This window comes from Actinacidiphila oryziradicis (genome assembly GCF_005047355.1).
In the GTDB taxonomy this organism is placed as follows: Bacteria; Actinomycetota; Actinomycetes; order Streptomycetales; family Streptomycetaceae; genus Actinacidiphila; species Actinacidiphila oryziradicis.
On record NZ_SUMC01000042.1, the window covers coordinates 1 to 25,695 of the forward strand.

The 25,695-nt window shown below is 69.5% G+C and carries 24 protein-coding genes and 3 pseudogenes; 17 read left to right on the plus strand and 10 right to left on the minus strand.

What is annotated here, in order from left to right:
- Positions 1–117: 117 nt before the first annotated feature.
- On the plus strand, positions 118–297 hold the full coding sequence (locus FCI23_RS63990) for a helix-turn-helix domain-containing protein (RefSeq protein WP_136727721.1): 180 nt from the start codon (positions 118–120) through the stop codon (positions 295–297).
- A gap of 264 nt (positions 298–561) precedes the next feature.
- A complete protein-coding gene (locus tag FCI23_RS63995; protein WP_136727666.1) occupies positions 562–840 on the plus strand; it encodes a cytidine/deoxycytidylate deaminase family protein in 279 nt (92 codons plus the stop codon).
- A gap of 48 nt (positions 841–888) precedes the next feature.
- Here FCI23_RS63995 and FCI23_RS32825 read toward each other — a convergent pair whose 3' ends face one another.
- Entirely contained in the window at positions 889–2,442 is a 1,554-nt protein-coding gene (locus tag FCI23_RS32825) for a recombinase family protein (RefSeq protein ID WP_136727667.1), read from the minus strand.
- A gap of 21 nt (positions 2,443–2,463) precedes the next feature.
- Here FCI23_RS32825 and pspAB point away from each other — a divergent pair.
- Positions 2,464–2,619: pseudogene (gene pspAB, locus FCI23_RS64000) on the plus strand (PspA-associated protein PspAB); the annotation flags it as partial.
- 39 nt (positions 2,620–2,658) lie between these two features.
- On the opposite strand, the gene FCI23_RS32835 reads toward pspAB, so the two are convergent.
- The gene (locus FCI23_RS32835) at positions 2,659–3,873 is read right to left on the minus strand and encodes a phosphodiester glycosidase family protein (RefSeq protein WP_246144277.1); all 1,215 of its coding nucleotides are present in this window, start codon (positions 3,871–3,873) and stop codon (positions 2,659–2,661) included.
- A gap of 229 nt (positions 3,874–4,102) precedes the next feature.
- On the opposite strand from FCI23_RS32835, the pseudogene FCI23_RS32840 reads away from it, so the two are divergent.
- A pseudogene (locus tag FCI23_RS32840) lies at positions 4,103–4,615 on the plus strand (hypothetical protein); the annotation flags it as partial.
- A 17-nt stretch (positions 4,616–4,632) separates the two neighbouring features.
- Positions 4,633–4,875 carry a hypothetical protein gene (locus tag FCI23_RS32845; RefSeq protein WP_136727671.1) on the plus strand — a complete coding sequence of 81 codons (243 nt, stop codon included), beginning with the start codon at positions 4,633–4,635 and terminating at the stop codon, positions 4,873–4,875.
- Between the two features lie 4 nt (positions 4,876–4,879).
- Here FCI23_RS32845 and FCI23_RS32850 read toward each other — a convergent pair whose 3' ends face one another.
- The 4 genes and pseudogenes from FCI23_RS32850 to FCI23_RS32860 all read right to left on the minus strand — a co-directional run bounded on the left by FCI23_RS32850 (position 4,880) and on the right by FCI23_RS32860 (position 7,682).
- Complete coding sequence (locus FCI23_RS32850; RefSeq protein ID WP_136727672.1) at positions 4,880–6,307, minus strand: M20/M25/M40 family metallo-hydrolase; 1,428 nt, start codon at positions 6,305–6,307, stop codon at positions 4,880–4,882.
- A 57-nt stretch (positions 6,308–6,364) separates the two neighbouring features.
- Positions 6,365–6,532, minus strand: coding sequence for an SAM-dependent methyltransferase (locus tag FCI23_RS64005; RefSeq protein WP_407646063.1), 168 nt, complete (start codon positions 6,530–6,532; stop codon positions 6,365–6,367).
- A gap of 31 nt (positions 6,533–6,563) precedes the next feature.
- Positions 6,564–6,785 (minus strand): annotated as a pseudogene (locus FCI23_RS64010) (SAM-dependent methyltransferase); the annotation flags it as partial.
- A gap of 57 nt (positions 6,786–6,842) precedes the next feature.
- A complete protein-coding gene (locus FCI23_RS32860) occupies positions 6,843–7,682 on the minus strand; it encodes a helix-turn-helix domain-containing protein (RefSeq protein ID WP_407646064.1) in 840 nt (279 codons plus the stop codon).
- A 172-nt stretch (positions 7,683–7,854) separates the two neighbouring features.
- On the opposite strand from FCI23_RS32860, the gene FCI23_RS32865 reads away from it, so the two are divergent.
- Genes FCI23_RS32865 through FCI23_RS32875 form a run of 3 tightly spaced genes read left to right on the plus strand, consistent with a single transcriptional unit; the run spans position 7,855 to position 10,439 of the window.
- Positions 7,855–8,316, plus strand: a complete 462-nt coding sequence (locus FCI23_RS32865; RefSeq protein WP_136727674.1) for an ATP-binding protein — start codon at positions 7,855–7,857, stop codon at positions 8,314–8,316.
- A 9-nt stretch (positions 8,317–8,325) separates the two neighbouring features.
- A complete protein-coding gene (locus FCI23_RS32870) occupies positions 8,326–9,585 on the plus strand; it encodes a VWA domain-containing protein (RefSeq protein ID WP_136727675.1) in 1,260 nt (419 codons plus the stop codon).
- The gene (locus FCI23_RS32875) at positions 9,585–10,439 is read left to right on the plus strand and encodes a hypothetical protein (protein ID WP_136727676.1); all 855 of its coding nucleotides are present in this window, start codon (positions 9,585–9,587) and stop codon (positions 10,437–10,439) included. Before FCI23_RS32870 ends, FCI23_RS32875 begins: the two co-directional genes overlap by 1 nt.
- A 371-nt stretch (positions 10,440–10,810) precedes the next feature.
- On the opposite strand, the gene FCI23_RS56900 is transcribed toward FCI23_RS32875, so the two are convergent.
- Complete coding sequence (locus FCI23_RS56900) at positions 10,811–10,981, minus strand: hypothetical protein (RefSeq protein ID WP_169317039.1); 171 nt, start codon at positions 10,979–10,981, stop codon at positions 10,811–10,813.
- A 217-nt stretch (positions 10,982–11,198) separates the two neighbouring features.
- Between FCI23_RS56900 and efeU the strand changes: the two genes are divergently transcribed.
- From efeU to FCI23_RS32890, 3 genes are read left to right on the plus strand one after another with little or no spacing between them, the layout of a single operon-like run.
- A complete protein-coding gene (efeU, locus tag FCI23_RS32880; protein WP_136727677.1) occupies positions 11,199–13,232 on the plus strand; it encodes an iron uptake transporter permease EfeU in 2,034 nt (677 codons plus the stop codon).
- A complete protein-coding gene (gene efeB, locus FCI23_RS32885; protein ID WP_136727678.1) occupies positions 13,229–14,509 on the plus strand; it encodes an iron uptake transporter deferrochelatase/peroxidase subunit in 1,281 nt (426 codons plus the stop codon). The genes efeU and efeB overlap by 4 nt, the downstream gene beginning before the upstream one ends.
- A gap of 28 nt (positions 14,510–14,537) precedes the next feature.
- Positions 14,538–14,936, plus strand: a complete 399-nt coding sequence (locus tag FCI23_RS32890; RefSeq protein ID WP_169317040.1) for a hypothetical protein — start codon at positions 14,538–14,540, stop codon at positions 14,934–14,936.
- 110 nt (positions 14,937–15,046) lie between these two features.
- Here the strand turns inward: FCI23_RS32890 and FCI23_RS32895 are convergent, their stop codons facing one another.
- Positions 15,047–16,423: a hypothetical protein gene (locus tag FCI23_RS32895; protein WP_136727680.1), complete on the minus strand. Its 1,377-nt coding sequence runs from the start codon at positions 16,421–16,423 to the stop codon at positions 15,047–15,049.
- Positions 16,424–16,734: 311 nt separating this feature from the next.
- Between FCI23_RS32895 and FCI23_RS32900 the strand changes: the two genes are divergently transcribed.
- From FCI23_RS32900 to FCI23_RS32910, 3 genes are all read left to right on the plus strand, one after another.
- Positions 16,735–17,691, plus strand: coding sequence for a hypothetical protein (locus FCI23_RS32900; protein ID WP_211265545.1), 957 nt, complete (start codon positions 16,735–16,737; stop codon positions 17,689–17,691).
- Positions 17,692–17,755: 64 nt separating this feature from the next.
- On the plus strand, positions 17,756–19,303 hold the full coding sequence (locus FCI23_RS32905) for an APC family permease (protein WP_136727682.1): 1,548 nt from the start codon (positions 17,756–17,758) through the stop codon (positions 19,301–19,303).
- A gap of 74 nt (positions 19,304–19,377) precedes the next feature.
- A complete protein-coding gene (locus FCI23_RS32910; RefSeq protein ID WP_136727683.1) occupies positions 19,378–21,294 on the plus strand; it encodes a primary-amine oxidase in 1,917 nt (638 codons plus the stop codon).
- 28 nt (positions 21,295–21,322) lie between these two features.
- On the opposite strand, the gene FCI23_RS32915 is transcribed toward FCI23_RS32910, so the two are convergent.
- The gene (locus FCI23_RS32915; protein WP_169317041.1) at positions 21,323–21,526 is read right to left on the minus strand and encodes a hypothetical protein; all 204 of its coding nucleotides are present in this window, start codon (positions 21,524–21,526) and stop codon (positions 21,323–21,325) included.
- On the minus strand, positions 21,505–22,140 hold the full coding sequence (locus tag FCI23_RS32920; RefSeq protein ID WP_136727685.1) for a DUF6528 family protein: 636 nt from the start codon (positions 22,138–22,140) through the stop codon (positions 21,505–21,507). Before FCI23_RS32920 ends, FCI23_RS32915 begins: the two co-directional genes overlap by 22 nt.
- Positions 22,141–22,223: 83 nt before the next feature.
- Between FCI23_RS32920 and FCI23_RS32925 the strand changes: the two genes are divergently transcribed.
- From FCI23_RS32925 to FCI23_RS32935, 3 genes are all read left to right on the plus strand, one after another.
- Positions 22,224–22,727, plus strand: a complete 504-nt coding sequence (locus FCI23_RS32925) for a GNAT family N-acetyltransferase (protein ID WP_136727723.1) — start codon at positions 22,224–22,226, stop codon at positions 22,725–22,727.
- A gap of 91 nt (positions 22,728–22,818) precedes the next feature.
- The gene (locus FCI23_RS32930; RefSeq protein ID WP_136727686.1) at positions 22,819–25,188 is read left to right on the plus strand and encodes a Tex family protein; all 2,370 of its coding nucleotides are present in this window, start codon (positions 22,819–22,821) and stop codon (positions 25,186–25,188) included.
- 112 nt (positions 25,189–25,300) lie between these two features.
- Positions 25,301–25,642, plus strand: a complete 342-nt coding sequence (locus FCI23_RS32935; RefSeq protein WP_136727687.1) for an SH3 domain-containing protein — start codon at positions 25,301–25,303, stop codon at positions 25,640–25,642.
- Positions 25,643–25,695 lie beyond the last annotated feature (53 nt).

A 25,695-nucleotide genomic window follows, 5' to 3' on the forward strand; every position in this document is an offset into this window, starting at 1 on the left:
CTTGCTCACCAGATTGGTGCCCTGATTCTTGCAGCGGATACGACGTAGACACTCGCATCCTCGCAGGTCAGCGGCACCATTCTGCTATCGGGGCGTCAGATCACCCAATTCCGCTGAATATCCAGGGCTAATAGCCACGGATGCAGTGCGAGCATTGACACCCTAGCCGAGAAGGCTGGACTGTCTCGCAGAGCAGCAGACAGGGCCATAAAGGCGCTCAGGGAGCATGGCCTGATCCGGAACGTGGGAACTGGATACAACTGGGTCAAGGTGTACCACCTTGGCATCCCCAAGTAGCCGAGCGGACCTCTGCCACTCCAGTCGCCTCTGCCACTTTTGGTAGTCCCCTCTGCCATTTTTGACAGAGGGGGGTGCCACTTTTGGTAGTCACCTCTGCCACTAATGGCAGAAGAACTACTTTTAGAACTACATATAAAACTACAAAAGAACTACTTAGCCAGGGCTGGTTCCAAGACCAGACCTGGTTGGGATCCTTCGGGGGATCTCAACCAGCCTAGGCGAAAGTGAGCGAGAGCGAACGAGTCGAGTTAGGCAACTTGGTTGCCAACGAGACCCAGGAGGAGTCCATACCTCCTGACGAGGGGGTTCGTACCCGAGCCTGACTGTCCCGCCCCCGCGGCGAGTCGATGTGAGGATTGCGTCGAGTACCACGCTGAACGGAACGCGATCCTCTGGAGCCGCCCGGAGGACCGGGCTGGCGCAACGCTGTACGTCACCTTCGAGCCTTGCGGCGACTGCATGAAGTTGATTAAGGGCGTCGGCATACGCCGAGTCGTTTGGTACACGCGGACTCGCTTGATGCACGAGCTGATCCTGTAGGATCATCTGAAGGACCCCCCGACACCCCCCCGTCGGGGGGTCTCTTCTTTAGTATTGCAACTGTTCGGGGATATGTAGCTCGAATTGATCTGCGTAGCAGTAGAACTTGACTCCGTTGCGGCGCATCAAGGATTCAAGTTCGGGAATCTCGCTTGTCTCCCAAAGCTCCCGCCAGGTTTTACCAAGGTTCCGGTATTCCCAGCGGTCTCCTTGGGGTCTGGTGGACAGTGTCTCGTACTCGGCGTTGAGATTATCCAATATTGCCTCCGCCTTGCCCCTCATTAGCGGCGTGCCGTATCGGCGTCCCGGCTTCATGTCCTCCATGATATGGCCTACCAGTTCGCTGATCTCGGCCATGCGGCCTTCGTTGTCTTCCCCTACAACGTAAATCCGTTCTTCCACATCCTTATCCCCGAACTCCCCCATGAGGTGATGTTCAAAGGTGACTAGAAGGCGATCAGGGGCCCATGAAGCTTGATCGCTGCACCCGTACTTTGTTCTGCCTTCGACGGTTCTAGGGTTGAAGCAGCGAAATTTAGGGTACTCGACCCTAGTTCCGTCCTTCCTGTCCCTGCGTGCGACGTGCAGGCGCATCTTCCCCTTGCAGTATCCGCATGAGATAACGTCCAGGAAGGGCGTGACGTTGGTGGGGGAGGAGATTTTGAAGGTTCGACCCTCCAAATACGCCTGGAGCTTTGCCCATTCTTCGTCGGTGAAAATCGGGTCCGCTATGCGGATCTTTTCCCCGTCGCTAGTAATGACCGGTATCGTCTCGTAATACTTCTTCCCGGGGACCGGTCTTGTTTCCATCTTCCAGCCCATGAGGGCTTCGTTTTTGAGTAGCTTACGAAGGCCGGCCGCAGTCCACTTGTATTTTCTGCCTGACTCGACTATGCGCTTTGACGGTCGGGTTCCTCGGGGAGTCGGTTCGTTGCGGTGGTTCAGGTTATCTGCGATCTCTGCGTGACTCTCTCCGGGCTGATCCTGGAGCCTTTGAGCGATTTCGTGGATGACTTTGACCTGGCGCGGGTTCTGTCTCAGGTATGCGGCCCCGTCTTCGGCCTTGTAGACCTCGTAGCCGTAGACAGGCATGCCACCAGCCCAGCGTTTCTGTTCGCGCACGCTCTCAATGAAGGACTTCACTCGCATAGACGTGTTCGTTGCCTCCATCTCCGCCAGGGCCGAGAAGAGAGCAATGATGACGTGGCGGAACGGTCCCGTCATGTCGAAGATCGGCTCTGTGACGGACGCGTAGCTCTTGTGGCCGTGGTCCTCAGCCCACCGCAGCATGTCTTGCATGTCGAGGACTTTGCGGACGAAGCGGTCCAATTTCCAAAACAGGATCAGGTCGAACTCAGGTGCCCGTTCCTTGATCCAGTGTCCCAGCTCGGCACGCTGGAACGGTGACTGCTTCGTAGCGGACACGTGCGCGTCGCGGGCGACACCCACCTCCACCCACCCGAGGTCAGCCCGCTCCGCGATGTGCCGGCGGGCGTCGGCAAGTTGGCGTTCGAGGCTCGTGGACTCGTCAGTCAGGTCACTGATGCGCAGAGCGATGAGGACCCGTACGGGCCCGGGGCGGGCTGCGGTAGGTGTAGTCACCCACGCAGTCTACACAGCAGATACAAGCGCGGCGCCTTCTACCCGTTCGCGCCCCTGCCGGGGGAGAAGCGCGACAACGCGCTCGAACTCCAGGTCAAGGCGCTGGTCACCAACGACCTACGGGTCGAGGAGGACCTGTCCCGCTGGTTCCCCGTCTGGGGCGCGCCCGGCCTGTGAGGCCAGGTTCAAGGACGAACGTTCCATGACGAGCAGGTTCTACGACGAGAAGACGCCGATGGCGTCGGGCACCGGACGCTGGGCGCCGCCCGACGGATGGTTCCTGACCGTCACACGCCTGTCACCCGGCTCGCGGGAGACCAGGGTCGAGGAGCCCCCGCCGTCGAGGTCGACGGCGGAGTTCGCACCGATGCCCCGCATCAGGGCGGCCAGCTCACTGATCGTCAGCCCGGAACCGGTCTCCGCGTCGCCGTCCAGGGCCAGCAGATAGAGCACCCGGCCGGCCGATCCGAAACCCGCGGCGGTGCGGGTGGCGGCGGTACGGGTGTCCAATCCGCTCAGCGGGCGGTCGCTGCGCAGGATCGGGAATCCGCCCACCGCGAAACGGAAGGACGTACCCCCGTCGGCGGCCAGACGGGCGAGGACCCGTACCCGGTCGCCGGTCGCCAGCCTCCGCAGTGACCGTGCTCCGGCCTCGCGCCCGACGAGGACGACGTCGCCGGGCCGTACCGCGCCGCGCCCGGGCGTGTCGGACACGGCACCCACCTTGCCGTCGTGCACCGTCACCTCGTATGTGTCCGTGCTGCACGGCGCGCCGCGCTCGGTGTCGGTGCCGCAGGTCGCGCGCACTCGTGAGGCGCTGCCCCAGGCGGAGGTGAAGGCGCCGATCCCGCCGGCCGGCAGGGCGTACTGGTTGAGGCCGCTCAGCCGCAGCCGGCCCTGCGGAGTGCTGACCGCGCCGCGCAGCACGAGACGGCCGAGCCGGGCCGTCCGGTCCGCCGACACGCCGATGACATCCTGGGCCGAGGTGCCCGGCGGCAGTGCCGGGCCGAAGCGCTGGCCGTCCGGCACGGCCGCCTTCAGCTGCCGCCCCCCGGCGATCGCCGGGCCCACCGGGGCGTAGGTGGGGTCGACTCCGGGGTGCTGGGCCTCGCTCATGTCGAAGAAGTCCCCGTTGACGGCGCCGACGGCACCCTGGGCATCGGCCAGCGCCGACACTGTCGCCCGTTTCGTCACCGCGCCCGGGTGCAGCAGATCCACCCTCACCCTCGGGTCGCGCAGATCAACCGTCAGCAGATGTCCGCGGGCCGTACCGTACGACGCCGGGTAGTCGAACTCCCGGTACGACACGCCCGGGGCGAGCCGGACCCGGTCACCATAATGAAGCCCTTCCGCGGCGCCCGCCGGGCTGGCGCCGACGAAGTTCCCGGCCAGAGTGCCCCACGCGACCAGAACGGTGAGCGCCGCGCGCACACGGACACCTCGTCGGTTCACAGTCCCCCCAGAATCTGCCCCAACTTCGCTACGACACAAAGAAGTCCACCATTCCCTGCGGCAAAAGTGCGGAAACCAATAGCGTCCAGTGCCGGAACTCTTGACGCGTCCCTGCCCACTCTGGGGTTCGGACCTCAATAATCCGTACCGTCGGCGCAGCCGTTCCGGCGCCACGCCGGTGGGAGCTCTGGGAGACACCATGGTCCGAATGGCCCGGCACCTGAGCCGCGTCGTCGCCGTCCTCGTCACCGCTGTCCTCGCGGGCGGCCTGGCCGGCGCCCCCTCGTACGCTGGACAACGAACCGCGGCCCCGCTGCGACACGCCCACGCGCACAATGACTACGAGCATGAGCGCCCGCTCGCCGACGCCCTGTCGCACGGCCTCAACAGCGTCGAGGCCGATATCTGGCTCGTCGGCGATCAGCTGCTGATCGGCCACGAGGAGTCAGACCTCACGCTCGACCGCACCCTGGAGTCCCTCTACCTCGACCCGCTGCTGGCCCAGGTCCGGGCCAACCGCGGCCGGGTGTACCGGGGCTACGAATTCGCCCTGCAGCTGCTCATCGACATCAAGACGGCCGGCGCGCCGACGTACACCGAACTTGCCGGGCACCTGGAGCGGTACCGGTCCATGCTGAGCTCCGCCACGGGCGGCCGGGTGCGCCTGCGGGCGGTCACCGCCGTCATCTCCGGCGACCGGGGCGCACGAGCGCCCATGGAGGACGCCTAGGGTCGGCGTTGACGAACGGCTCCCCGTGCCTCCTGCTGGACTACCAGTGGCGGCGCGGCGGCGACTGGCGCCGTACGGTCCTCATCTGCGGCCAGGACGGCGAGACCACCTGGTCGTCGCCTCCAAGGCCACACCTCGTGGACGTCCTCCCCCCGTACGCGGGCTACCGGGAGAAGACCGACCGCGACATCCCCGTCATCCGGCCGCGCCGTATCCGACCGGCGGACTCCTACGCCTGCGAGCGCCCCTGACCGCCTACGACGCCGACGGGACAGGGAAGGCCACCGGGCTGCGGTGGCCGTCCCGGTCCACCGCCCGCACGCCGAAGAAGGCGTTGTCCTTGGAGAGGTCCAGCGTGTACGAGGTCGTGTCGCCGACCGGGATGACGTGGGTCCACTCCGGCGCGGTGGTGTCACGCCATACGACCTCGTAGCCGGCCAGGTCCGGCTCGGTACCCGCGGTCCAGGCGAGCTCGGTCGAATTGCTGAGCGAGGCCGTACGGATTCTCACGTCCAGCGGTGTGCCCGGTGCCTGGGCGAGGGTCCACAGGGCCGCGCCGTTCACCCTGGCCACCCGGGTGATGTAGTCGAAGTCGCAGAATTCCGGTAGGTCACCGTACTGCTTGTCGTCCTCGACCCGCACGTCCTGGTGCTGGTGGGCGTAGTCCTCGTGCGGTTCGGTGAAACGGGCGGCCGGATAGCCTTGTTGGAGGAACGGGATGTGGTCGCCGCCGCGCAGATAGCGGTCCCGGCGGTAGATGACGCGGACGTCCATGCCGGTGGAGTCGTTGACGGCAACATCCCGGACGAAGCGGCCGAGCTGGCGGGACGGGGAGTCGTTCTCGCCGCCGACCGAGCGCCGGGTGTTGGCCTGCTCGGTGGTCTCGGCCGTGGGCACTCCTTCGGCGAACAACCGTATGGCGTAGGGGTCGCGGGTCCTGTCGTCGGCGGTGGCGCTGCCGATGATGTCGTTGGTGAACATCGCCTGCACATCGGTGCCGGCCGCCTTGAACACCCCGGCCATGTGCGCGGCCCCGTACAGGCCCTGCTCCTCCCCGGCGACGGCGGCGAAGACGATGGTCGCCTCACTCGGCCGGGCCGACAGCACCCGGGCCAGCTCCATGGCGACCGCGACCCCCGAGGCGTCGTCGTCGGCGCCGGGCGCGTCGCTGGTCGCGTCCATCACGTCCGAGCAGCGTGAGTCGTAGTGCCCGGAGACGACGTAGACGCGGTCCGGCGCGACCGATCCGCGCAGGGTGGCCACCACATTGGTGATGCGGGTGGCGGCCGGGATCCGGGAGGCCGGCTCCTGGACATACGACTGGAGCTCGACCGAGAGCCGGCCGCCGGAGGCCGCGGCGTAGCTACGCAGCTCGGCGTATATCCAGTCGCGGGCCGCTCCGATGCCGCGCTGCGGGTCGTCCTGGCTGGACAGGGTGTGCCGGGTGCCGAAGGCGGCGAGGCGGCGGACGGTCGCCTCGATGCGGTCCCGGTCGATCTCCCGTAGCAGCGCCCGGAGTTCGCGCGACGGCGACTGTGCGGTGGCCGGCCGGCCCGGTCGTACGTCCGTGGCGGCGGCCGCGGCCGCCGGGGTGCCGCTGATGACCGATGTGCCGGCCGCGGCTGCCGCGGCTGCGGATGCGGAGAGGAAGGACCGTCGGCTTGCTGGGCTGGGATTCGGCATGGCAATCATGGTCATGGACAGACCAAAGTGACGCAAGACTGCCGTCCGCCGGGCCGCTCAGCCATCCTTGCGGCCCACCCCGCCGTACAAGCCGTGCTCGGCCGGCTCCTTGGGTGTGGGGAGCGGGCGGTCCGGGCGCCACAGCGGGAGCTGTACGAGTCCGCGGTCCAGCAGCTCGAAGCCGTCGAAGAAGGCGGTCGAGGACCGCCCCGGGCTCGCGGACATCGGCCAACAGGAACGAGGTGTCGCCGGTGCCGGTCAGCTTGGTGCCCGCGTGGGCGGCCACAATGGGGTCGTTGTCTACATAGGCCGCGCGGACGCTGGGGGAGACCTGCGTGGCGATCTCATGGGTGTTGGGCGCGGTGGGAATTCTGGTGCCGATGTCGATGATCTGCCGGATGCCCTGGCCGGTCACGTACCGGATGGCGCGTCGGTCGACCTCGTGGTTGTCGTAACCGCCAAGGAAGTAGACGTACATACGGGCCGGATGCGCCCGGCTGGTGTCCAACGCTTCAGCCGGGAGACCCTATGTCCGTCACGGTTGGATCTCCTTGCGCACACTGTCGAGGAAGGCTTCGGTGCGGTGAGTGGGCAGGGCCTGGGCACTCATCCGGTCCAGGGCCTCACGGAAGGCGGAGACATCGTCGCGCTCATCGAGATAGACGGCGCCGACCAGGCTCTCGATGTAGACGATGTCCGGCAGTTCGGGCTGCTCCTGGAAGCGGAAGACGTGGAACGGCCCGTACATCGCCGGATGGGGGCCGGAGGCGAAGGGCATGACCTGCAGGCGGACGTTCGGCTGCGAGCAGGCCTCGATGAGGCGGTCCACCTGGGCGCGCATTACCTCCGGGCCGCCGATCGGGCGGCGGAGCACCGTCTCGTCCATCACCACCCACAGCAGTGGCGGATTCTCGCGGGTGAGCAGCGCTTGGCGCTCGGTGCGCAGGGCGACGGACCGCTCCACCTCTTGCCGTGAGGCCTGCGGGCGGCCTGCCCGCAGTACGGCGCGGGCATAGTCGTCGGTCTGCAGCAGCCCGGGGACGTAGTGCGGCTCGTACGCGCGGATGAGTTCGGCGGCCCCCTCCAGGCTGACGAAGGCGCTGAACCACTCCGGCAGGACATCGCGGAAACGGTGCCACCAGCCGGGGCGGTTGGCGTCCCGGGCGAGGGCCAGGAAGTCCTCGACCTCGCAGCTCTTGGTGATGCCGTAGGTCTGCAGCAGCTTCTCGACATAAGGGATCCGCAGGCCGACCTCGGCCTTCTCCATACGGCGAATGGTGGCGTGGGTGACATCGAGCGAGCGGGCGGCCTGCTCGTAGGAGAGCCCGGCCTTCTCCCGCAGGTACTGGAGACGTTTGCCGAGCACTACCCGCATCACGGTGGGCGCGCTCGCCGGCCGCGCTTCGCTCACGACATTCCCCTTCAATGGCCCTGCCCCGGGGACAGTCTGTCATGACGTCAGAATTGGGGCACGCACCGTTGTGACGATTGTGTAATTTGCAGATCGCACCTTGCCATCCGTCCTGGACGACGCGCATAGTAGCGGAGTGCCTTCCTCCTACGAGGCTCTCCGGCCGGAGCGCCGTGGCGGTGGTCCCGGCGTCGACAGCCGACGGGACGTCTTCCGCCTTCCCGCGCAGAGCGCCTCGGTCGCCGAAGCGCGGCGCCGGGTAGGGGCGCGGCTGTGCGCCTGGGGCGTCGACGACGAAGTGAACGACGACGCGGGGCTGGTGGTCTCGGAGCTCTTCACCAATGCCGTCCGCTACACCAGCAGCGAGTCGGTCGGCTGCGAGCTGTGGACGGACGGCGGGGTGCTGCGCCTCGAAATCAGCGACCAGGGCTACGGGCTGACCGAGCCACGGCCCCGGGTCGCCCGGGCCGACGAGGAGTGCGGACGCGGGCTGCTGCTGGTCAGCGTCCTGTCCAAGGCGTGGGGCGTGCTGGCGGCCGCGGACGGCAACGGCCGTACCGTGTGGGCGGAGTTGGGTCTCGCAGCTGATCATCACTAGCATGCCGCAATGATCACAAGAAGACGGCTGGCGGCAGGGGCGTGCGCCTTGGCGGCCACCCTGGCGGCCGGTCTGTTCCCGGCTGCCGCCGCGGCGGACGAGCCGGTAAAGGAATCACCCAAGGTCGAGCTGGTACTCGACGTCAGCGGCTCCATGCGGGCCCGCGACATCGACGGGCAGTCCCGGATGTCGGCCGCCAAACAAGCTTTCAACGACGTCCTGGACGCCGTACCCAGCGACGTACGACTGGGGATACGCACCCTCGGCGCCAACTACCCCGGCAAGGACAAGGTGACGGGCTGCAAGGACACCGCGCAGCTCTACCCCGTGGGGCAGGTGGACCGCACCGAGGCGAAAACCGCCGTCGCCACCCTGGCACCCACCGGCTGGACCCCGATCGGGCCCGCGCTGCAAGCAGCGGGCAAGGACCTCCAGGGCGGCAACGCCACCCGCCGGATCGTGCTCATCACCGACGGCGAGGACACCTGCGCCCCGCTCGACCCCTGCGTCGTGGCCCGCCAACTCGCTGCCGAGGGCACCAACCTTGTCGTCGACACCCTCGGTCTGGTGCCCAACAACAAGATCCGCACCCAGCTCAGCTGCATCGCCGACGCCACCGGTGGCACCTACACCTCGGTGACCCACACCGACGAACTCACCTCCCGCGTCAAGCAGCTCGTCGACCGCGCCGCCGACACCCAGGTGGTGACGCCGACCGCCACCGCGGGCGCCGCCAAGTGCTCCACCGCCCCGCTGCTCGGCGCCGGTCTCTACACCGACCGCGAGGAGTTCGCCGAACACCGCTGGTACCGGGTCAACGTCACCGACGGGCAGGAACTGCGCGCCTCGGTGAGCGTCGGCGCGGACCGGGCGGTCAACAACGACTACGGAGTTCTCCTGCGGGCCGTCACCAGTAACGGCAGGGAACTGGTGCGCGGCAGTGACGCCGGCAGCGGGCGCACCGATCTGCTGTCGGCCGGCCTGCGCTACGCCTGGGCCGAGAACAGCGGCACGCCCGTCTCACGGACCGTCTGCATCGAGGTCAGCAACTCCTTCTCGGCGCCCGCCTCCGTCAAGACCACCCCGGGCCTGCCGGTAGAGCTCGGCATCGGGCTGGTGTCGTCCCCCGACAACGCGTCGGATGTCGCCGCCTTCGGCCTCGGCCGCGGGTGGGTCCTGCTCCTCGTCCTGGCTGTCACCGGCCTGCTCGCCGGCGTGCTGTGGGGCTGGCTGGCCCGCTTGCGCGCAGCCATCTGGAGGACCAACTGATGCGTACCACGACACGCCTGGCCGCCGCCGCGCTCGCGGCCGGCACCGTCCTCCTCGCCGCCGGCGGCACGGCCCTGGCCGACACGGCCGGCCCCAGCCCCAGCGCGAGCGGCAGTAGCTCCGCGCCCACCGAGGCCGGCACCACCTTCCGTACGGCGACCGTGCTCAAGCAGGGACAGACCGCCACGGCGACCGCGTCCACCGGTGACTACCTCTACTGGGTCTTCCCGGCCACGGCCGGGCAGAACGCGACCGCCAACGCGACCGTCACCCTGCCGGAGTCCGCCACCCGGCACGGCTCGGTCACCTGGCAGCTCGACGTCTACGACGGACTGCGTCGCCGTCAGGCCTGCGCGTCGGGCCGGCCGAGCAGGGTGGCGTCCGTCCAGGACACCACCGTGTCACTGCGCTGCACACTGCGCACCGTACGGCCGTGGGCGGAGGCCTGGGCCAACGACCCGCTGCCCGGCGCCTACTACATGCGGCTGACGGTGGTCGATCTGCCGGAGCAGGACCTGGGCCTGCCCGTGAAGGCCGAGGTCGAGGCGACCGCCAAGGACGCCGGAGGCGCCAAGGCGGCGGGCGGCAAGCTGGCCGCCCCGCTCACCCCGGTTGCCCAGGCCGGCGCCACGCTGGACCCGAGCGCCGACCCCAGCGCGTCCCCGACGGCCTCCGCGCCCTCGACGCAGGCGTCTTCGCAGCCGGCGGCCCTTGAGGCACCGGGCGGCAGTTGGTCCCCCGGATGGTGGTCCGACCGCTGGGTCTGGACCGTGGCCGGTGGAGTGCTCGGCGCTCTCGCGGGAGTGGGCGGGTACGGCCTCGCCCGCCACCCCCGGCGCCGGACGGCCGCGTAGCGGCTGAACCGGTCCAGGGGGGCGGACCCCAGCGGCCTGGACGAGCAGGTCGACCGTGTCGATGGAGACTCCGGGACCGAGATGGGTGGTCCCGGAGGATCCGCTGACCACGGTCAGTTTCAGCACGTTGCACCGGCTCGTGTGAAGGTGACGTTGTCGCCCCGGCAGGAACCGACGGTCAGCCCTACGGCTGCTCGGTTCTGACGGGGCGGCGGTGAATTGGAAGTAGACCGGAAGGTCGTTGTTGACCTCCTTCCACCTGTGGGCGGGGAAGGCGCCGGCCGGTAGTCGGCCACCCGCAGCCCGGAGTAGTGCCTGGAGCGGGTGGTGCCGTCGGGCTTCCGGTAGGCGTCCCGCGCCGTGCACGGCCTTCACCAGGATGACGCCGCCGGGCTGCGAGATGGTGGCGGTGGAGGAGCCGAGGCCGGACTGGCCGGCGCTCCTTCGATGACGATGCCGGCCCCGATCGCGCTGGTGGCGACGAGGAACGCGCGCCGGTCCAGCCGCCGGCCCGGTCCGGAGGGTGTTGCCTGCTCATCCATGTCGCGGCGCTCCTTTGGCAGTTGGTCCCCGCAGAGCAGTGGCCGGGCGCCGCGAAAAGGTTGCCGGTCAACGGTGGTGAACTGCTGAACCACCCGTGTGCGCAAGCCCGTTGTGGCGGCTTTCACCTTGCGTTTTGCCTTTCCTTGGTCATTGCCGGGCTTGCGTTTTACTTAGGTATGCCTACATTAAGTTCCGCTCGTCGGAAAGGAGTCACCGGTGTGGGACAACGCGTTGCCCAGCTTCCTGATCGCTCTGCGTGAGGGACTGGAGGCGGGGCTCATCGTCTCCGTACTCGTTGCCACCCTGGTGCGGTCCGACCAGCGTTCCCGGCTGCCGAACGTGTGGACCGGGGTGCTCGCGGCCATCACACTGTCGCTCAGTTTCGGGGCAGTGCTCACCTTCACCGCGGCCGGCCTCTCCGGGCAGGCCCAGGAAGGGTTCGGCGGCACCCTGAGCCTGGTCGCGGTCGCCTTCGTCACCGCGATGGTGTTCTGGATGCGCCGCTCGGCCCGTACGTTCTCCGGCGAGATCAAGCAGAAGGTCACCGCCGCCCTGGCGATGGGCAGCGGTGTCCTGGTCCTCACCTCCTTCCTCGCCGTAGCCCGCGAAGGCCTGGAGACGGCGCTGTTCCTATGGACCACCGCCCAGGCGGCCAGCGGTTCGGGGGGGCCGATGGCGGGTGCCGCAGCCGGGCTGGTGCTCGCCACGGCGCTGTGCTGGGGCCTGTACCGGCGGGTACTGCACATCAACCTCACGCGCTTCTTCACGATCACCGGGGCCGTGCTGATCGTCATCGCCGCCGGGGTGTTCGGGTATGGCATGCGCGATCTGCAGGAGTCGACGCTGCTGCCCGGCAAGGCCGCGTACGCCTTCGACCTCTCGACCCACATCGACCCGGGATCCTGGTACGCCACACTCGTGCAGGGCACGCTCAACCTCACCCCGCAGATGACCTGGCTGCAGGTCGTCGCCTATGCCGGCTACCTGACCGTGGTCATGACCCTCTTCGTACGGGGCGTACGCACCCCCAAGGAGGCCCCGGCGCCCGCCCAGGCCGCGCCCGCACCCGCCCCGGTCCGCGCCGCGCGCCGGGTGCCGCGCTGGGTGGTGCCTGGGACCGTCGTCGCGGTGCCCGCCCTCCTGACGGGCGTCATCGTCGCGGTCAGCGACGGCAAACCGGCCGCCGCCGCTGTCGTCTCGGTCTCCTCCGCCGACTGCGGCAGGGGCTTCACCGCTCCCAAGCCCGGCCGCCAGACCTTCCAGGTACGCAACACCGGAAGCCGCGCCGCCGAGGTCTACCTCATCGACCCGGTCAGCAACGCCGTCTACGGAGAAGTCGAGGGCATCGCCCCCGGCACCACCCGCTCCCTGGTCGCCACCATCGGCTCCGGCTCCTACGCCTGGCGCTGCGTGCCGAACGGCGGCAAGTCCGTCACCTCGGCCGCCGTCCGGGTGAGCGGCGGCTCCACCGCGACCGCGGTGCTCCCGGTCTCCGGGAAGGACCTGGCCACGGCGCTCACCGAATACCGTACGTACGTCGAAAGCGGGCTCGCCCAGCTCCTCGCGCAGACCAGGACCCTGCAGGCCGACATCGAGGCGAAGAACCTCGGCCAGGCCCGCAAGGACTGGCTGACCGCCCATCTCCGGTACTCCTCGCTGGGCGCCGCCTACGGCACCTTCGGCGACTACGACAAGAAGATCAACGGCCGCACGGCCGGGCTGGCGGGCGGAGTGAAGGACCCGGGCTTCACCGGTTTCCACCGAGTCGAATACGGCCTGTGGCACGGTGAGCCGGCCGCCTCGCTCGCCAACCCGGCCAAGCAGCTCACCACCGATGTCGCCGCCCTGGCCAAGGCCTTCCCGCACCAGGACTTCGCCCCCGGCGACCTGCCGCTGCGCGCCCACGAGATCCTGGAGAACACCCTCGCACGGGAGCTGACCGGTGAGGCCGACTACGGCAGCGGCACGGGTCTCGCCACCACCGAGGCCAACCTCCAGGGCACCCGGGAGCTGCTGACCGTCCTGCGCCCGCTGGTCGTCAAGCGTGCCCCGAAGCTCCCGGCCACCGTGGACACCTGGACGGCGCGCACCGAGAAGCTGGTGCTCGCCCAGCGGTCCGCGGACGGCACCTGGACCCCGGTCGCCGGCCTGCCCCTGGCCACCCGCCAGGAGATCAACGGGACCGTGGGCGAACTGCTGGAGCAACTCGCCCCGATCCCGGACCTGCTCGAGATCCGCAAGGCCGCATGAACGAGAACGACGAGAAAGAGAGGCACACCCCGATGAGCTGCCCCGCCGGCCGCCGTACGTTCGTCAGGACCGCGCTCGGAGTCGGCGCGGCCGGGGCGGCCCTGGCCGGAGCGGGACTCGCCGGAGCCGAACTCACCACCGGCCGCGCCCAGGCCGCCGCCACGACGCCGGGCGGCTCGGTCCCCTTCCACGGTGCGCACCAGGCCGGCATCGTCACCCCCGCGCCCACCGCCGCCGCCTTCATCTCCTTCGACGTCATAGCGGACAGCCGCGCCGGACTCACCGACCTGCTGCGCACCCTCACCGAACGGGCGCGGTTCCTGACCGCCGGGGGCATCCCCACCGACCTCGGCGTCGGTGCCCCGCCGTCCGACAACGGCATCCTCGGCCCGGATGTGCCCGCCGACGATCTCACCGTCACCGTGGGCGTCGGTGCCTCGCTCTTCGACGACCGTTACGGACTCGCCGCGCACAAGCCCCGGCGCCTCAACCCGATGCGCACCTTCCCCAACGACAACCTCGACGCCGCCGAATGCCACGGGGACCTCTCACTGCAGATCTGCGCCGGCCACTCGGACACCGTGCTCCATGCCCTGCGCGACATCACCCGCCACACCCGGGGCGCCATGCAGATCAAATGGCGCATCGACGGCTTCCAGAACCCCTCCCGTCCCTCCGGCACCCAGCGTAACTTCCTCGGTTTCAAGGACGGCATCGCCAACCCGGACACCTCCTCTTCCCGCGAGATGAACAAGCTGATCTGGGTCACCGACGCGAGCGGCGAGCCCTCGTGGGCCGTCGGCGGCAGCTACCAGGTCATCCGGATCATCCGGATGCTCACCGAGTTCTGGGACCGCGTATCCCTCACCGAGCAGGAGAAGATGATCGGCCGCCGCCGCGACACCGGAGCCCCACTCGACGGCGCCGGCGAGACGGACATCCCGCTCTACGCCAAGGACCCCAAGGGCGAGGCCATCCCCCTCGACGCCCACATCCGGCTCGCCAACCCGCGCGACGCCAAGACCGACACCTCGCGCATCCTGCGCCGCGGCTACAACTACGACCGGGGCATCGACAAGGTCGGCAACCTCGACATGGGGCTCGCCTTCTGCTGCTACCAGCAGGACGTGGAGCGGCAGTTCGAAGCCACCCAGAAGCGGCTGATCGACGAACCGCTCGTCGACTACATAACCCCCACCGGCGGTGGCTATTTCTTCGCCCTCCCGGGCGTCAGGAACGGCTCCGACTGGCTCGGGAGTTCGCTGCTCGGGGTCTGAAAGCCACTAGGGACGGTACGGTGTCCGGATGGACCCAGCAGCAGCCGACGCGATCGGAGCAGTGGTCGTGGCCGCGGCCAACTCGGCAGCCGGCGAGGCGGGACGCCAGGCGTGGACCTCGCTCGTGGGCACCGTGCGGCGAGCCTTCGGCCGCCGCACGGTGCCCACGAGCGCCGGCGAGACGGCTCTCGTCACCGCGGCCGACCCGTCCGACGCCGAGTCGCTGCGCGACCTTGTCCTCGCCTGGGCCGGTGAGGATCCGGAGCTGCTGCGGGAGCTGGTCCGCTGGGAGTCGGAGCACCGCGGCGTCCTGGAGTCGCGCGATGACAGCGTCACCAACACCATCAGCGGGAACGCCACCATTCACGGACCGGTGATCCAGGCCCGCGATGTCAGCGGCACCTTCAATTCCGGCGGTCCTTCCTGACGTCCGCCGCCGCGTTCGCCCGTGTTCCCCGTTGTGAGGCCGGGCACGCACGCTCACCGCGTCGCACGAATCGGACGCCACCCCTCGACGGGCGGACATCCGGACAGGGCCTAGCCGTCCTCGGCCGGGCGGAGTGCGTTGAGGGCCGCCGTCAGCCGGGGGGAGCCGCAATACTGGGCGAGCCGCAGCGCCTCCTGGCCCAGTTCGTGGCCGCCGTCGGGGTCGCCGGTCCGGAACCGGGCGCTCGCAGCCCGTGCCGAGTAGATGGCGCGGTCCCGGAGATACGCCCGGTTCTGCAGCTTGAGCGCCCGCTCCAACTCGGGGCGGCCCTCATGGGCGAGCCCGAGGTCGAGCAGGGCGGTGCCGGTCTGGGCGGCCAGTTCCGCGTCGTCGAACCAGTAGAGCCACAAGGGGTCGTCGTCGGTGCCTGCTGCGTCCAGCAACTGCGCGGCCTCGTCCAGCGCGCTACGGCACGCCATCTCGTCGCCGAGCCCGGCATGGGCGCGCGCCCGGCGGGTGGCCAGCATCGCTCGGGTACGCCGGGTGGCTGCGGCGGCCACCGATCCGGCGGCGTCCACGGCGGCCAGGCCGTCCTTCGGCCGCCCGGCAAGGACGGCCTGGAGGCTGAGCCCGGCCCAGATACTGGCGGCGAGCGGCAGGTCCTGGGCGTTGTCGGCCAGCCGCAGGCCGGTGAGGAAGTGCCGCTGGGCCGTGTAGGGTCGTCCGGCGTCGGTGGCCGCCCACCCGCCGAGCTGGGCGAGGCCGGCGGCGGTCCGCAAGAGCCGGGTCTCGAGCGTACGAGCGTAGGGCCCGTGGCGGAGCAGACCGAGGGCGAGTCCGAGATCCGCTTCGACCCGGTGCTGTACGGCGGCGCCGCCGAGCCGGTCGTCGAGCCGGCGCAGTCCCAGGAGACCGGACTCCAGCCAGGACAGGGTCTGTTCGTCGACGACGCCGGGGTGCGGCCGGACCGTCGGCTCTCCGGCGCCGGTGTCCGTACCGGTGTCCGTACCGGAGTTCGTATCCGCGTCCGCGTCCAGGGCGGCTCCCCGGGCCACCGCGGCCGTCCAGTCGGCGACAGCCTCGTGCAGCGCCGGACCGACCGCGACGGGGCGGCCGGCCGGGTCGTCGTGGTCGCCGCGGGGGCCGTGGTCGAGCAGGGAGGCCAGGGCGGACAGGCTGCCCGCCCTGGTCCAGGGCAGCCCGGACGGCATCCCGTCCTGCGCCGGCAGCCACTGCGGCCAGGGCCGCGTGTCGATTTCCTCCCCCGGCACGCCGAGGGCGCGGGCCAAGGCGCGCTGGCTGTCCCGTTCGGGCACCACGCCCCAGTGCTCCCACCGCCAGATCTTTTCCCGTCGTGCCGCCATCGGGACACCCAGGGCACGGGCGTTGTCCGCGATCACCCGGGCGATGTCCTGGTAGCTCCAGCCCCGGCTCCTCCTGACGTAGGCGAGCGGATGGGTGGAAGCCTGCGCGGTCTCCCGCGTCATGGTGCGCTTCCTCTCTGCGGCCCGACGAGTTACAGACGCAGGATTCGAATACCAGTCCCGGAGGCTCCTGCGCAGGCGATCGTGCGGGTCTTGTCCGATCCGTTCCCCGGGATGCGGACGCGTGTACGAGACTACTGCGAGACAACAAATCCTATCTTGTAGCAGGGCGGTTACTACCGGTTGGCTATGCGTGATCACCTGACATCGCAGACGGCTTGCACGCGGACTCCGGTGATTTACCCCCCTCAACCGCAGTTGAATGCCCTGAACCGGGCCGGAAGTGACGTGTGCGCCGTGGAGGCAGCCCGAGAATGATGCCCCCTCCACCCCCTCTCGGTTTCGGCCGTTCCCGGGATGAGTTCCGCTTCGACCCCGCTTTCGACGACGACGCGCTCGTCGCCGCCCGCGCCGCCCTCACCCAGGGCCGCTGGGGCGCCGCCCGCGAGCTGCTCGTCGCGACCGGTGACACCTGGGACCGCCGAGGACACCGCCTCGTCGTCCTGGCCGAAAATCCGTCCTCCGCCGTCTGGGCGGAGGACTGGCAGATCGCGGAGCCCGACAGCGCTGACGCAGCGGCGCTGCTTGCCTGCGCCACCGTCTTACGTGCCACCAACGGCAAGGCGGACCCGGATGCCGCCCGCACGGCCTGCCACGCCGCCGCCCGGCTGGCGCCCGCCGACCCCACGCCCTGGCTGAGCCTTCTGATCCTCGCCCGCCACACCGGCACCGACGACGAGCAGTCACGCGCCTTCGACCAGGTACGGGGCCGCCATCGCACCCACCACCACGCCCACCACCTCATGACGGCCTGCCTGGCGGAACGTCGACTGTGCGACGGCGACGCCCTCTTCCACGAGGTCTACGAGTTCGCGGAGTGGGCGGCGGGAGACGCCCCCGACGGCTCACCGCTCGCCGTGCTGCCCGTTGTGGCGCACACCGAGCGCTACCGGGTGCTCGCCGAGGCCGGGTCGAAGCCCGGCGACCCGGCGGAGTCGGGCCACTGGACGACCTGGCGGGCCCGGCAGAGTCTCAAGAGCGCTTTCGACTGGTGGCTCGAATGGGACGGTCGGGACCACCCACGGCTCTACGTCGACCTCAACTTCCTGGCCCACGCCCACTTCTTCCAGGGGCACACGGCCGAGGCCGCCGCCCTGATCAACCGGATCGGACCGTACGTCACCCGGGCTCCCTGGGCGTACCCCGACCTCAACCCGGGAAAGGCCTTCCGTGCCGCGCGCGGCTCTGTGCTCGGTCTCGGTTCGTCTTAGGACCCCGCACGACGCTCAAGACCCGCACGACTCTCATCGCCCCCAACGGAAGGACCGACCAGTCATGCTGACGGGTAGTACGACCGGGATCAGCACATTCAAAGGCGAGGAACGGGCGCTGCGCGCGGACCGGATGGGCACGCCGAGCCTGCTGTTCTCGGTGATCGCCGCCAGCGCCCCCCTCATGGTGGTCGCCGGTGTCATGCCGAACGGATACGGCGTCATGGGCATCGTCGGGCAGCCGCTGGTGTTCGTGCTGCTCGGTGTGGTCCTGGCGCTGTTCAGCGTGGGCTACGCGGAGATGAGCCGTCACGTCCACAACGCGGGTGCCTTCTACGCCTACATCGCCCGTGGCCTCGGCGGCACCGCCGGAACCGGGGCATCCATCGTGGCGCTGGTCGCCTACGCCCCCCTGCAGTACGGCGTGTACGGCCTCTTCGGATTCGAGATCTCCAGCCAGCTCTCGGAACACGCCAATGTGACCGTCGCCTGGTGGATCCCCGCGCTCGGCGGGGTCGTGCTCATCGGGCTGCTCGGCTGGCTGAAGATCGACCTCAACGCCAAGGTGCTCGGCGTACTGCTGGTCATCGAGATCACCATGGTCGTCATCTTCGACATCTCCGGCATCCTCGACCCGTCGAAGGAGGGCCTGTCCCTGCACGCCTTCAACCCCGGTACGCTGAGCGGCGCCGGGCTCGGCAGTGCGCTGGCCCTCTGCCTCGCCGGGTTCGTGGGCTTTGAGCAGTCCCCGGTGTACGCCGAGGAGACCAGCCGCCCGCAGATCCTGGTGGCCCGGGTGACCTTCCTCGCCATCGGTTTCATCTCGTTGTTCTACGCGTTGGGCTCGTGGGTGCTGACTGTCGCCACCGGGCCGTCCCACATCGTGGGGGAGTCCGCGAAACAGGGGTCCAACCTGCTCTTCACACTCGCCCAGGACCGGCTGGGCACTGGCTTCACCGATGTGCTGCACCTCTTCTTCGTGACCGGCATGTTCGCCTGCCTGCTCAGCTTCCACAACGTTGTCGCCCGCTACGCGTTCGCCATGGGCCGTGAGGGCCTGCTGCCCTCCGCGTTCGGCCGCACCAACCGGATCACCGGTGCCCCCGCGTTCGGATCGCTGCTCCAGACCGTGATCTCGTTGGCCGCGGTCGCGGTGTTCGCGATCACCGACGGCAAGCCGGCCGGCGACCCGACGGCGCCGGTGCTGCGGCTGTTCGTCTGGTCGGGCAACATCGGCGCGCTCGGCATCATGGTGCTTCTGGCGACCACCTCGATCGCCGTCATCGTCTTCTTCGTCCGGCGCGGCGCGGCGCGTGCCCAGGCCTGGAGGATCGCCGCCTCGGCTGTCGCCTGTGCGGGCCTTGCGGTGATTATCGTCTACACCGTCAGGGACTTCGATGTCCTGCTCGGCTCCGAAGCCGGCTCCCCGCTGACCTGGATCCTGCCGGGCATCGTCGGCGCCGCGGCCGTCGGCGGTTTGGCCTACGGTCTGGTGCTGCGCTCGGTCAACCCCCAGCGGCACGCACGGATCGGCCTGGGCAACGAGGCCGTCCAGATCTCCAAGGCCCGCGCGTCCGGCGGGCCCGGCGCCCCGGACAGCGCCGCCACGTGATCCCGGCCCGCCGCTGCCTCCCGGCGCGGCGGCGGGCCGTTCCCCTTTTCCAGCACGTACGGAAGAGTTGCCTCATGTCGTCCCGCTGCCACACCGAATCCGCGGCCGCCGCCCCCCACCCCCTCGACCCGCTGTCCGCCGACGAGATCAGCGCGGCCCGCCGCATCCTCATGGAAGCAGGCAAGGTCGCCGGGTCGACCCGGTTCCCGCTGGTGCTGCTGGACGAGCCCGACCGGCATGTCGCCGCCGCCCACCTCGACGGCGACCCGGTGGCACGGCGGCTGCGGGCCACCCTCCTGGACTCCGCGACCGGGGTCTGCGCGGAGGCCCTGGTCGATGTCACCGCGGGCGTTGTCGTCTCGTTCCGCGAGCTCGATGTGGCGGTGGAGGGGCAGCCGCCGGTGACCTTCGAGGAGTTCGAGATCGTCAACGCGGTCTGCAAGGCCGACCCGGGGTGGCGCGAGGCGATGGCCGCGCGCGGCATCACCGACACCACGCTGGCCATCGCGGGCCCCCTGGGCGCGGGCGCCCTGACCTTCGACGACCGGCCCGGCGCGCGGCTGGCGCGAGCACTGACCTGGACGCGCTGCAGCGCCGACGACAGCTGCTGGGCGCACCCGGTGGCGGGCCTGGTCGCCGACGTCGATGTGATCGAACGCCGGGTCATCCGGCTCATCGACACCGGAGTCGTTCCGGTCCCGGCCGAATGCGGCCGCTGCGAGACCGAGTTCAACGGTCCGGTCCGTACCGATCTGCGCCCGCTGGAGATCAGCCAGCCCGAAGGCCCCTCCTTCGCCCTCGCCGGGAACCTCCTCAGCTGGCAGAACTGGAGCTTCCGGGTCGACTTCAACGCCCGTGAGGGGCTGGTGCTGCACCGCGTCACCCACCGTGACGGCGACCGTGAGCGCCCGGTGCTGCACCGCGCGTCCCTCGGCGAGATGGCGGTGGCGTACGCCGACACCGAGGAGACCCGCAACTGGGTAACCTTCCTCGACGCGGGGGAGTACTCGCTCGGCCGCAACGCCAACGCGCTACGGCTGGGCTGCGACTGCCTCGGCGAGATCAGCTACCTCGACGCCGTGGTCGCCGACGACCTGGGCAACCCCGAGACACTCCTCAACGTCATCTGCATCCACGAGGAGGACCACGGGCTGCTCTGGAAGCACACCGACATCTTCAACGAGATGGCTGCCGAGAGCCGTCGCTCGCGCCGCCTGGTCGTCTCCTACATCGCGACCGTCGGGCACTACACCTATGGTTTCTACTGGTACTTCCACCAGGACGGCACCGTCGGCTTCGAGGCCAAGTCAACCGGCGTGGTCCAGACCACCGCCGTCCTGCCGGGCGAAGGCTCGGCGTACGGGACCGAGGTCGCCCCCGGCCTGCTCGCTCCCTTCCACCAGCACCTCTTCTCGGTACGCCTCGACATGGCCGTCGACGGCCCGGACAACACGGTCGAGGAAGTCGACATCGTTCCCGTCCCCACCGGCCCGGACAATCCCAACGGCAACTCCTTCACCACCAGGGCCACCCCCATCACCGACAGCGCGGACGGCGGACGGCTGGCCGACCCGGCGGCGGGCCGCCGCTGGCGGATCACCAACCCGGGCTCGCTCAACCGGATGGGGCAGCCGGTCGCCTACACCCTCACCCCGCAGCCCGGCCCGGTACTGCTCGCGCAGCCCGACTCGGCGGTCGCCAAGCGCGTCACCTACGGCACCAAACACCTCTGGGTGACCCGCTACCGTCCCGACCGGCGGTATCCGGCCGGTGAATACCCCAACCAGAACGCCGGTGGCGCGGGCATCCCCGAGTGGACGGCGGCGGGGGAGTCGCTGGAGAACACCGAACTCACCCTCTGGCACACCTTCGGCCCCACCCACGTGCCCCGGCTGGAGGACTGGCCGGTCATGCCCGTGGACCACAGCGGTTTCACCCTCAAGCCCACCGGGTTCTTCGACCGCAACCCCGCTCTCGACCTGCCCCGGTGACAGGGGGTGACAGGCAGGTGATGACGCATCAGTGAAAGGACGGGATCCACAGCCGGGCCTTGTAGAACTCCGCCCCCGGGCGGGTCAGGGAGAACGCCTTCTTCCCCCCGGCGTCGAAGAAGTCGATCGTCGGGCCGCCCCAGGCACGGGGTCCCGCGTTGTCGGCCTTGGCCCGTACCCGGATCCCGGACGGCTGGCTGACATACGCCTTCACGCCGTTGGTGCCGTCCACCTCGTGGTATTCGTTCGCCTTGATGCCCAACCGGTACACGCCGTAGGAGTCGGTGAACCACAGACCGTCCGGTTCCCCGTACACCGGTTGGACATCATGACCAGTGCCTTTGAAGGCGGTGCGGCTGTGCACGGTGAGCTTGGTGGACGCACCCGTGCGTGCTGGTGGCCGATCGCCCACAGGCAGCTGTGGGCCGGGTCGTAGAGCACACCGTGTGCCATTTCCAGGGCGATGGTCCGGAACGGCTCCGTGTGCGTGGAGTCCGCGTACAGCCGCAGCTCGCCGGAAGCGCTGCTCGCGACGACGATGACCCCGCCGGCGATCCGTTCGACAGCGTGCGGATTGCCGCCGGGGACGGCATGCCACACCACCTTCTTGGAGTCCCGCCGCAGCATGCCCACCCAGCCGCCCGACGCGGCCACCAGCACCACCGGCCCGTACGCCCGCGTGCTGCGCATCCGTACGTCCGAGAGGTTGTCCCACACCGTCCCGGCACCGCCGGGTGCGCTCCACCGCCATTTCACCGCTCCGGCTGTCGCCCAGTCGGCGTCCTGGTCGAAGACGATGATGTCGTTCGTCGTCTGCTCGGTCGTGACCCCGAGATAGTTTGTCATGTCAAAATCCCCCGATTCCCGATACCTGCTGATACGCAGGGGACGGAAAAATGGCTCCCGGAGCAGTCAAGGTCCCTGCCAGGATGCCGTGTGTGAACGCAACGAAAGGGTGGGAGGTCGCCCCCCTCCCCGTCGGCCACCCGGAGTCGGCCGCCCTGATCAGGCAGTACTACGACGACATCGCCGGCCGCTACTACGGACGCCCCGTCACCACCGCCGAACTGGACGCGATAGTGGAGGAATTCACCAGCGACGATCTCACCGCGCCCACCGGGCATTTCCTCGTGGGGTGGTACGACGGCCGCTCCGCGGGCTGTGCGGGCCTGCGCGTCCTCGACACGCGAACCGCCGAGCTGACCCGCGTCTACATACGCCCCGGCGCGCGCGGCACCGGCGGTGGAGGGCAGCTGCTGGCAGCGGCCGAACTGGCCGCCCGCGATGTTCTCGGAGTGTCGGTGATCCGGCTCGACACACGAAGGGACCTGGTTGAGGCCCGCGGCCTGTACGCCAAGCACGGCTACGCCGAGATCCCCGCCTATAACAATGGCGAGTACGCCGACCACTGGTTCGAGAAGAAACTGGACTGAGCCGCCCCCGTCGGCGAGGAGCGCGGCGCCGCTGGGCCAGGCTGGGCGATAATGCACCGGACAGTCCAGCGAGAAAGCAGGTCAGTACATCGTGACGACGTCCGTTGAGCGCAGGATCGCCGAGGAGCTCGGTGTACGGGAAGGGCAGGTACAGGCGGCCGTCGACCTGCTCGACGGCGGGGCCACCGTGCCCTTCATCGCCCGGTACCGCAAGGAGGCCACCGGCACTCTCGACGACGCGCAGCTGCGCACCCTGGAAGAGCGGCTGCGCTATCTGCGCGAGCTGGATGAGCGGCGGGCCGCGATCCTGGAGTCCGTCGAGTCGCAGGGCAAGCTCGACGACGCGCTGCGGGCGCAGATCCTCGCCGCCGAGTCCAAGGCGCGCCTGGAGGACATCTACCTGCCGTTCAAACCCAAGCGCCGCACCAAGGCGCAGATCGCCCGCGAAGCCGGCCTGGAGCCGCTCGCCGACCGTCTCCTCGCCGACCCCGGCCTGGACCCGCAGACGGAGGCGGCCTCCTACGTCGACGCGGACAAGGGCGTGGAGGACCCGGCCGCCGCCCTGGAGGGGGCCAGGGCGATCCTCACCGAGCGGTTCTCCGAGGACGCCGACCTCGTCGGCGAGCTGCGCAGCCGCATGTGGTCGCAGGGGCGCCTCGTCGCCAAGGTACGGGAGGGCAAGGAGGAGGCGGGCGCGAAGTTCGCCGACTACTTCGACTTCGCCGAGCCCTTCACCAAGCTGCCCTCGCACCGGGTGCTGGCGATGCTGCGCGGCGAGAAGGAGGACGTCCTCGACCTCACCATGGAGCCGGAGGAGCCCGTGGACGGGCCCTCCAGCTTCGAGCGCGCGATCGCCCACCGCTTCGGCGTCACCGAGCGCGGCCGTCCCGGTGACAAATGGCTCGCCGACACCGTCCGTTGGGCCTGGCGCACCCGTTTCCTGGTGCGCCTCGGCATCGACCTGCGCGTCCAGCTGCGCCAGGAGGCCGAGGACGAGGCGGTACGTGTCTTCGCCTCCAACCTCCGCGACCTGCTGCTCGCCGCCCCGGCCGGCACCCGCGCCACCATGGGACTCGACCCCGGCTTCCGTACCGGCGTGAAGGTCGCCGTCGTCGACGCCACCGGCAAGGTCACCGCCACCGAGACGATCTACCCCCATGTGCCGCGCAACAAGTGGGACGAGTCCATCGCGACCCTGGCCCGGCTCTCCAAGGCCCACGATGTCGACCTGATCGCCATCGGCAATGGCACCGCCTCCCGCGAGACCGACAAGCTCGCCGCCGACCTCATCAGGCTCCACCCCGACCTGAAGCTCACCAAGGCCGTCGTCTCCGAAGCAGGCGCCTCGGTCTACTCCGCCTCCGCCTACGCCTCCGCCGAACTCCCCGAGCTGGACGTCTCGCTGCGCGGCGCCGTCTCCATCGCCCGCCGCCTCCAGGACCCGCTGGCCGAACTCGTCAAGATCGACCCGAAGTCGATCGGCGTCGGCCAGTACCAGCACGACCTGTCCGAGCTGAAGCTCTCCCGCTCCCTCGACGCCGTCGTCGAGGACTGCGTGAACGGCGTCGGCGTCGATGTCAACACCGCCTCCGCGCCCCTGCTGCGCCGCGTCTCCGGCATCACGGAGGGCCTGGCCACCAACATCGTGGCCCACCGAGACACCAATGGCCCCTTCCGGACCCGCAAAGCCATCAAGGACGTCGCCCGGCTCGGACCCAAGGCCTACGAGCAGTGCGCCGGCTTCCTCCGCATCCCCGACGGCGACGACCCGCTGGACGCCTCCAGCGTGCACCCCGAGGCATACCCGGTGGTCCGGCGGATCAGCGCCGCGGCGCGCACCGACGTCAAGGCGCTGCTCGGCAACGGCCAGGTGCTGCGCAGCCTGAAGCCGCAGGAGTTCGTCGACGACACCTTCGGACTGCCGACCGTCACCGACATCCTCACCGAGCTGGAGAAGCCGGGGCGTGACCCGCGGCCGGCCTTCCAGACAGCCACCTTCAAGGAGGGCGTCGAGCAGCTGAAGGACCTCCAGCCGGGCATGGTGCTGGAAGGTGTCGTCACCAACGTCGCCGCTTTCGGCGCCTTCGTCGATGTCGGCGTCCACCAGGACGGTCTGGTGCATGTCTCGGCGATGTCCAAAACCTTCGTCAGCGACCCGCGTGATGTGGTCAAGCCAGGCGACATCGTCCGCGTCAAGGTCCTCGACGTGGACATCCCGCGCAAGCGGATCTCCCTGACGCTGCGGCTGGACGACGAAGCGGCTCCAAAAGGCAGCAAGGACGCCAGGGACGGTGCGGACGGCAAGGAGCGTACGGAGCAGCGCGGTCCGCGCGGTGGCGGCGACCGCCGGGGCACTCCGCCCCGTCAGTCCCGTGGCGGCGGCGCCCCGGCCCCGGCAGGCGGAGCCATGGCCGACGCGCTGCGCAGGGCGGGCCTTGGCAGGGACCTGGGCGGCCGCTGACAGGCGCTCAAGGCAGCGGCTGAGGGCAGCCGCTGGAGTCGTGTGCAACCATTGGCGGCCCTGAAGTGTCATATACGACGTACGTGACACAAAGCACCATACGGGGAGCAGTATGAACATTTTGTCGTACATCGGGCACCGGGTGGCCGCCACGGGGGCTGTCGCCGTCCTGGCCGGGGCGGGGGCGCTGGCCGCCGCTCCGGCGGCTGCCGCAGCCGAACTGCCCCAGGGCAAGGTCGTGTCCCGCGTCACCCTGAGCATCCGGTCCGAACCGACGTCCAAATCCACGTTCCTGGGCGGTTTCGCTCCCGGCACGGTCGTCCCGCTGTACTGCAAGACGCACGGGCAGAAGGTGGACGGCAACGACCTGTGGTATCCGCTCGGCGGCCCCAAGCCGGGCTGGGTGGCCGCGCGCTATGTGAAGAACCTGGCGCCAGCGGGCTACTGCAATTAGCGGAACGGTCCGTTCCGTGACTGCGGGCCCGGGGTCCGGCACCGCACCGGACC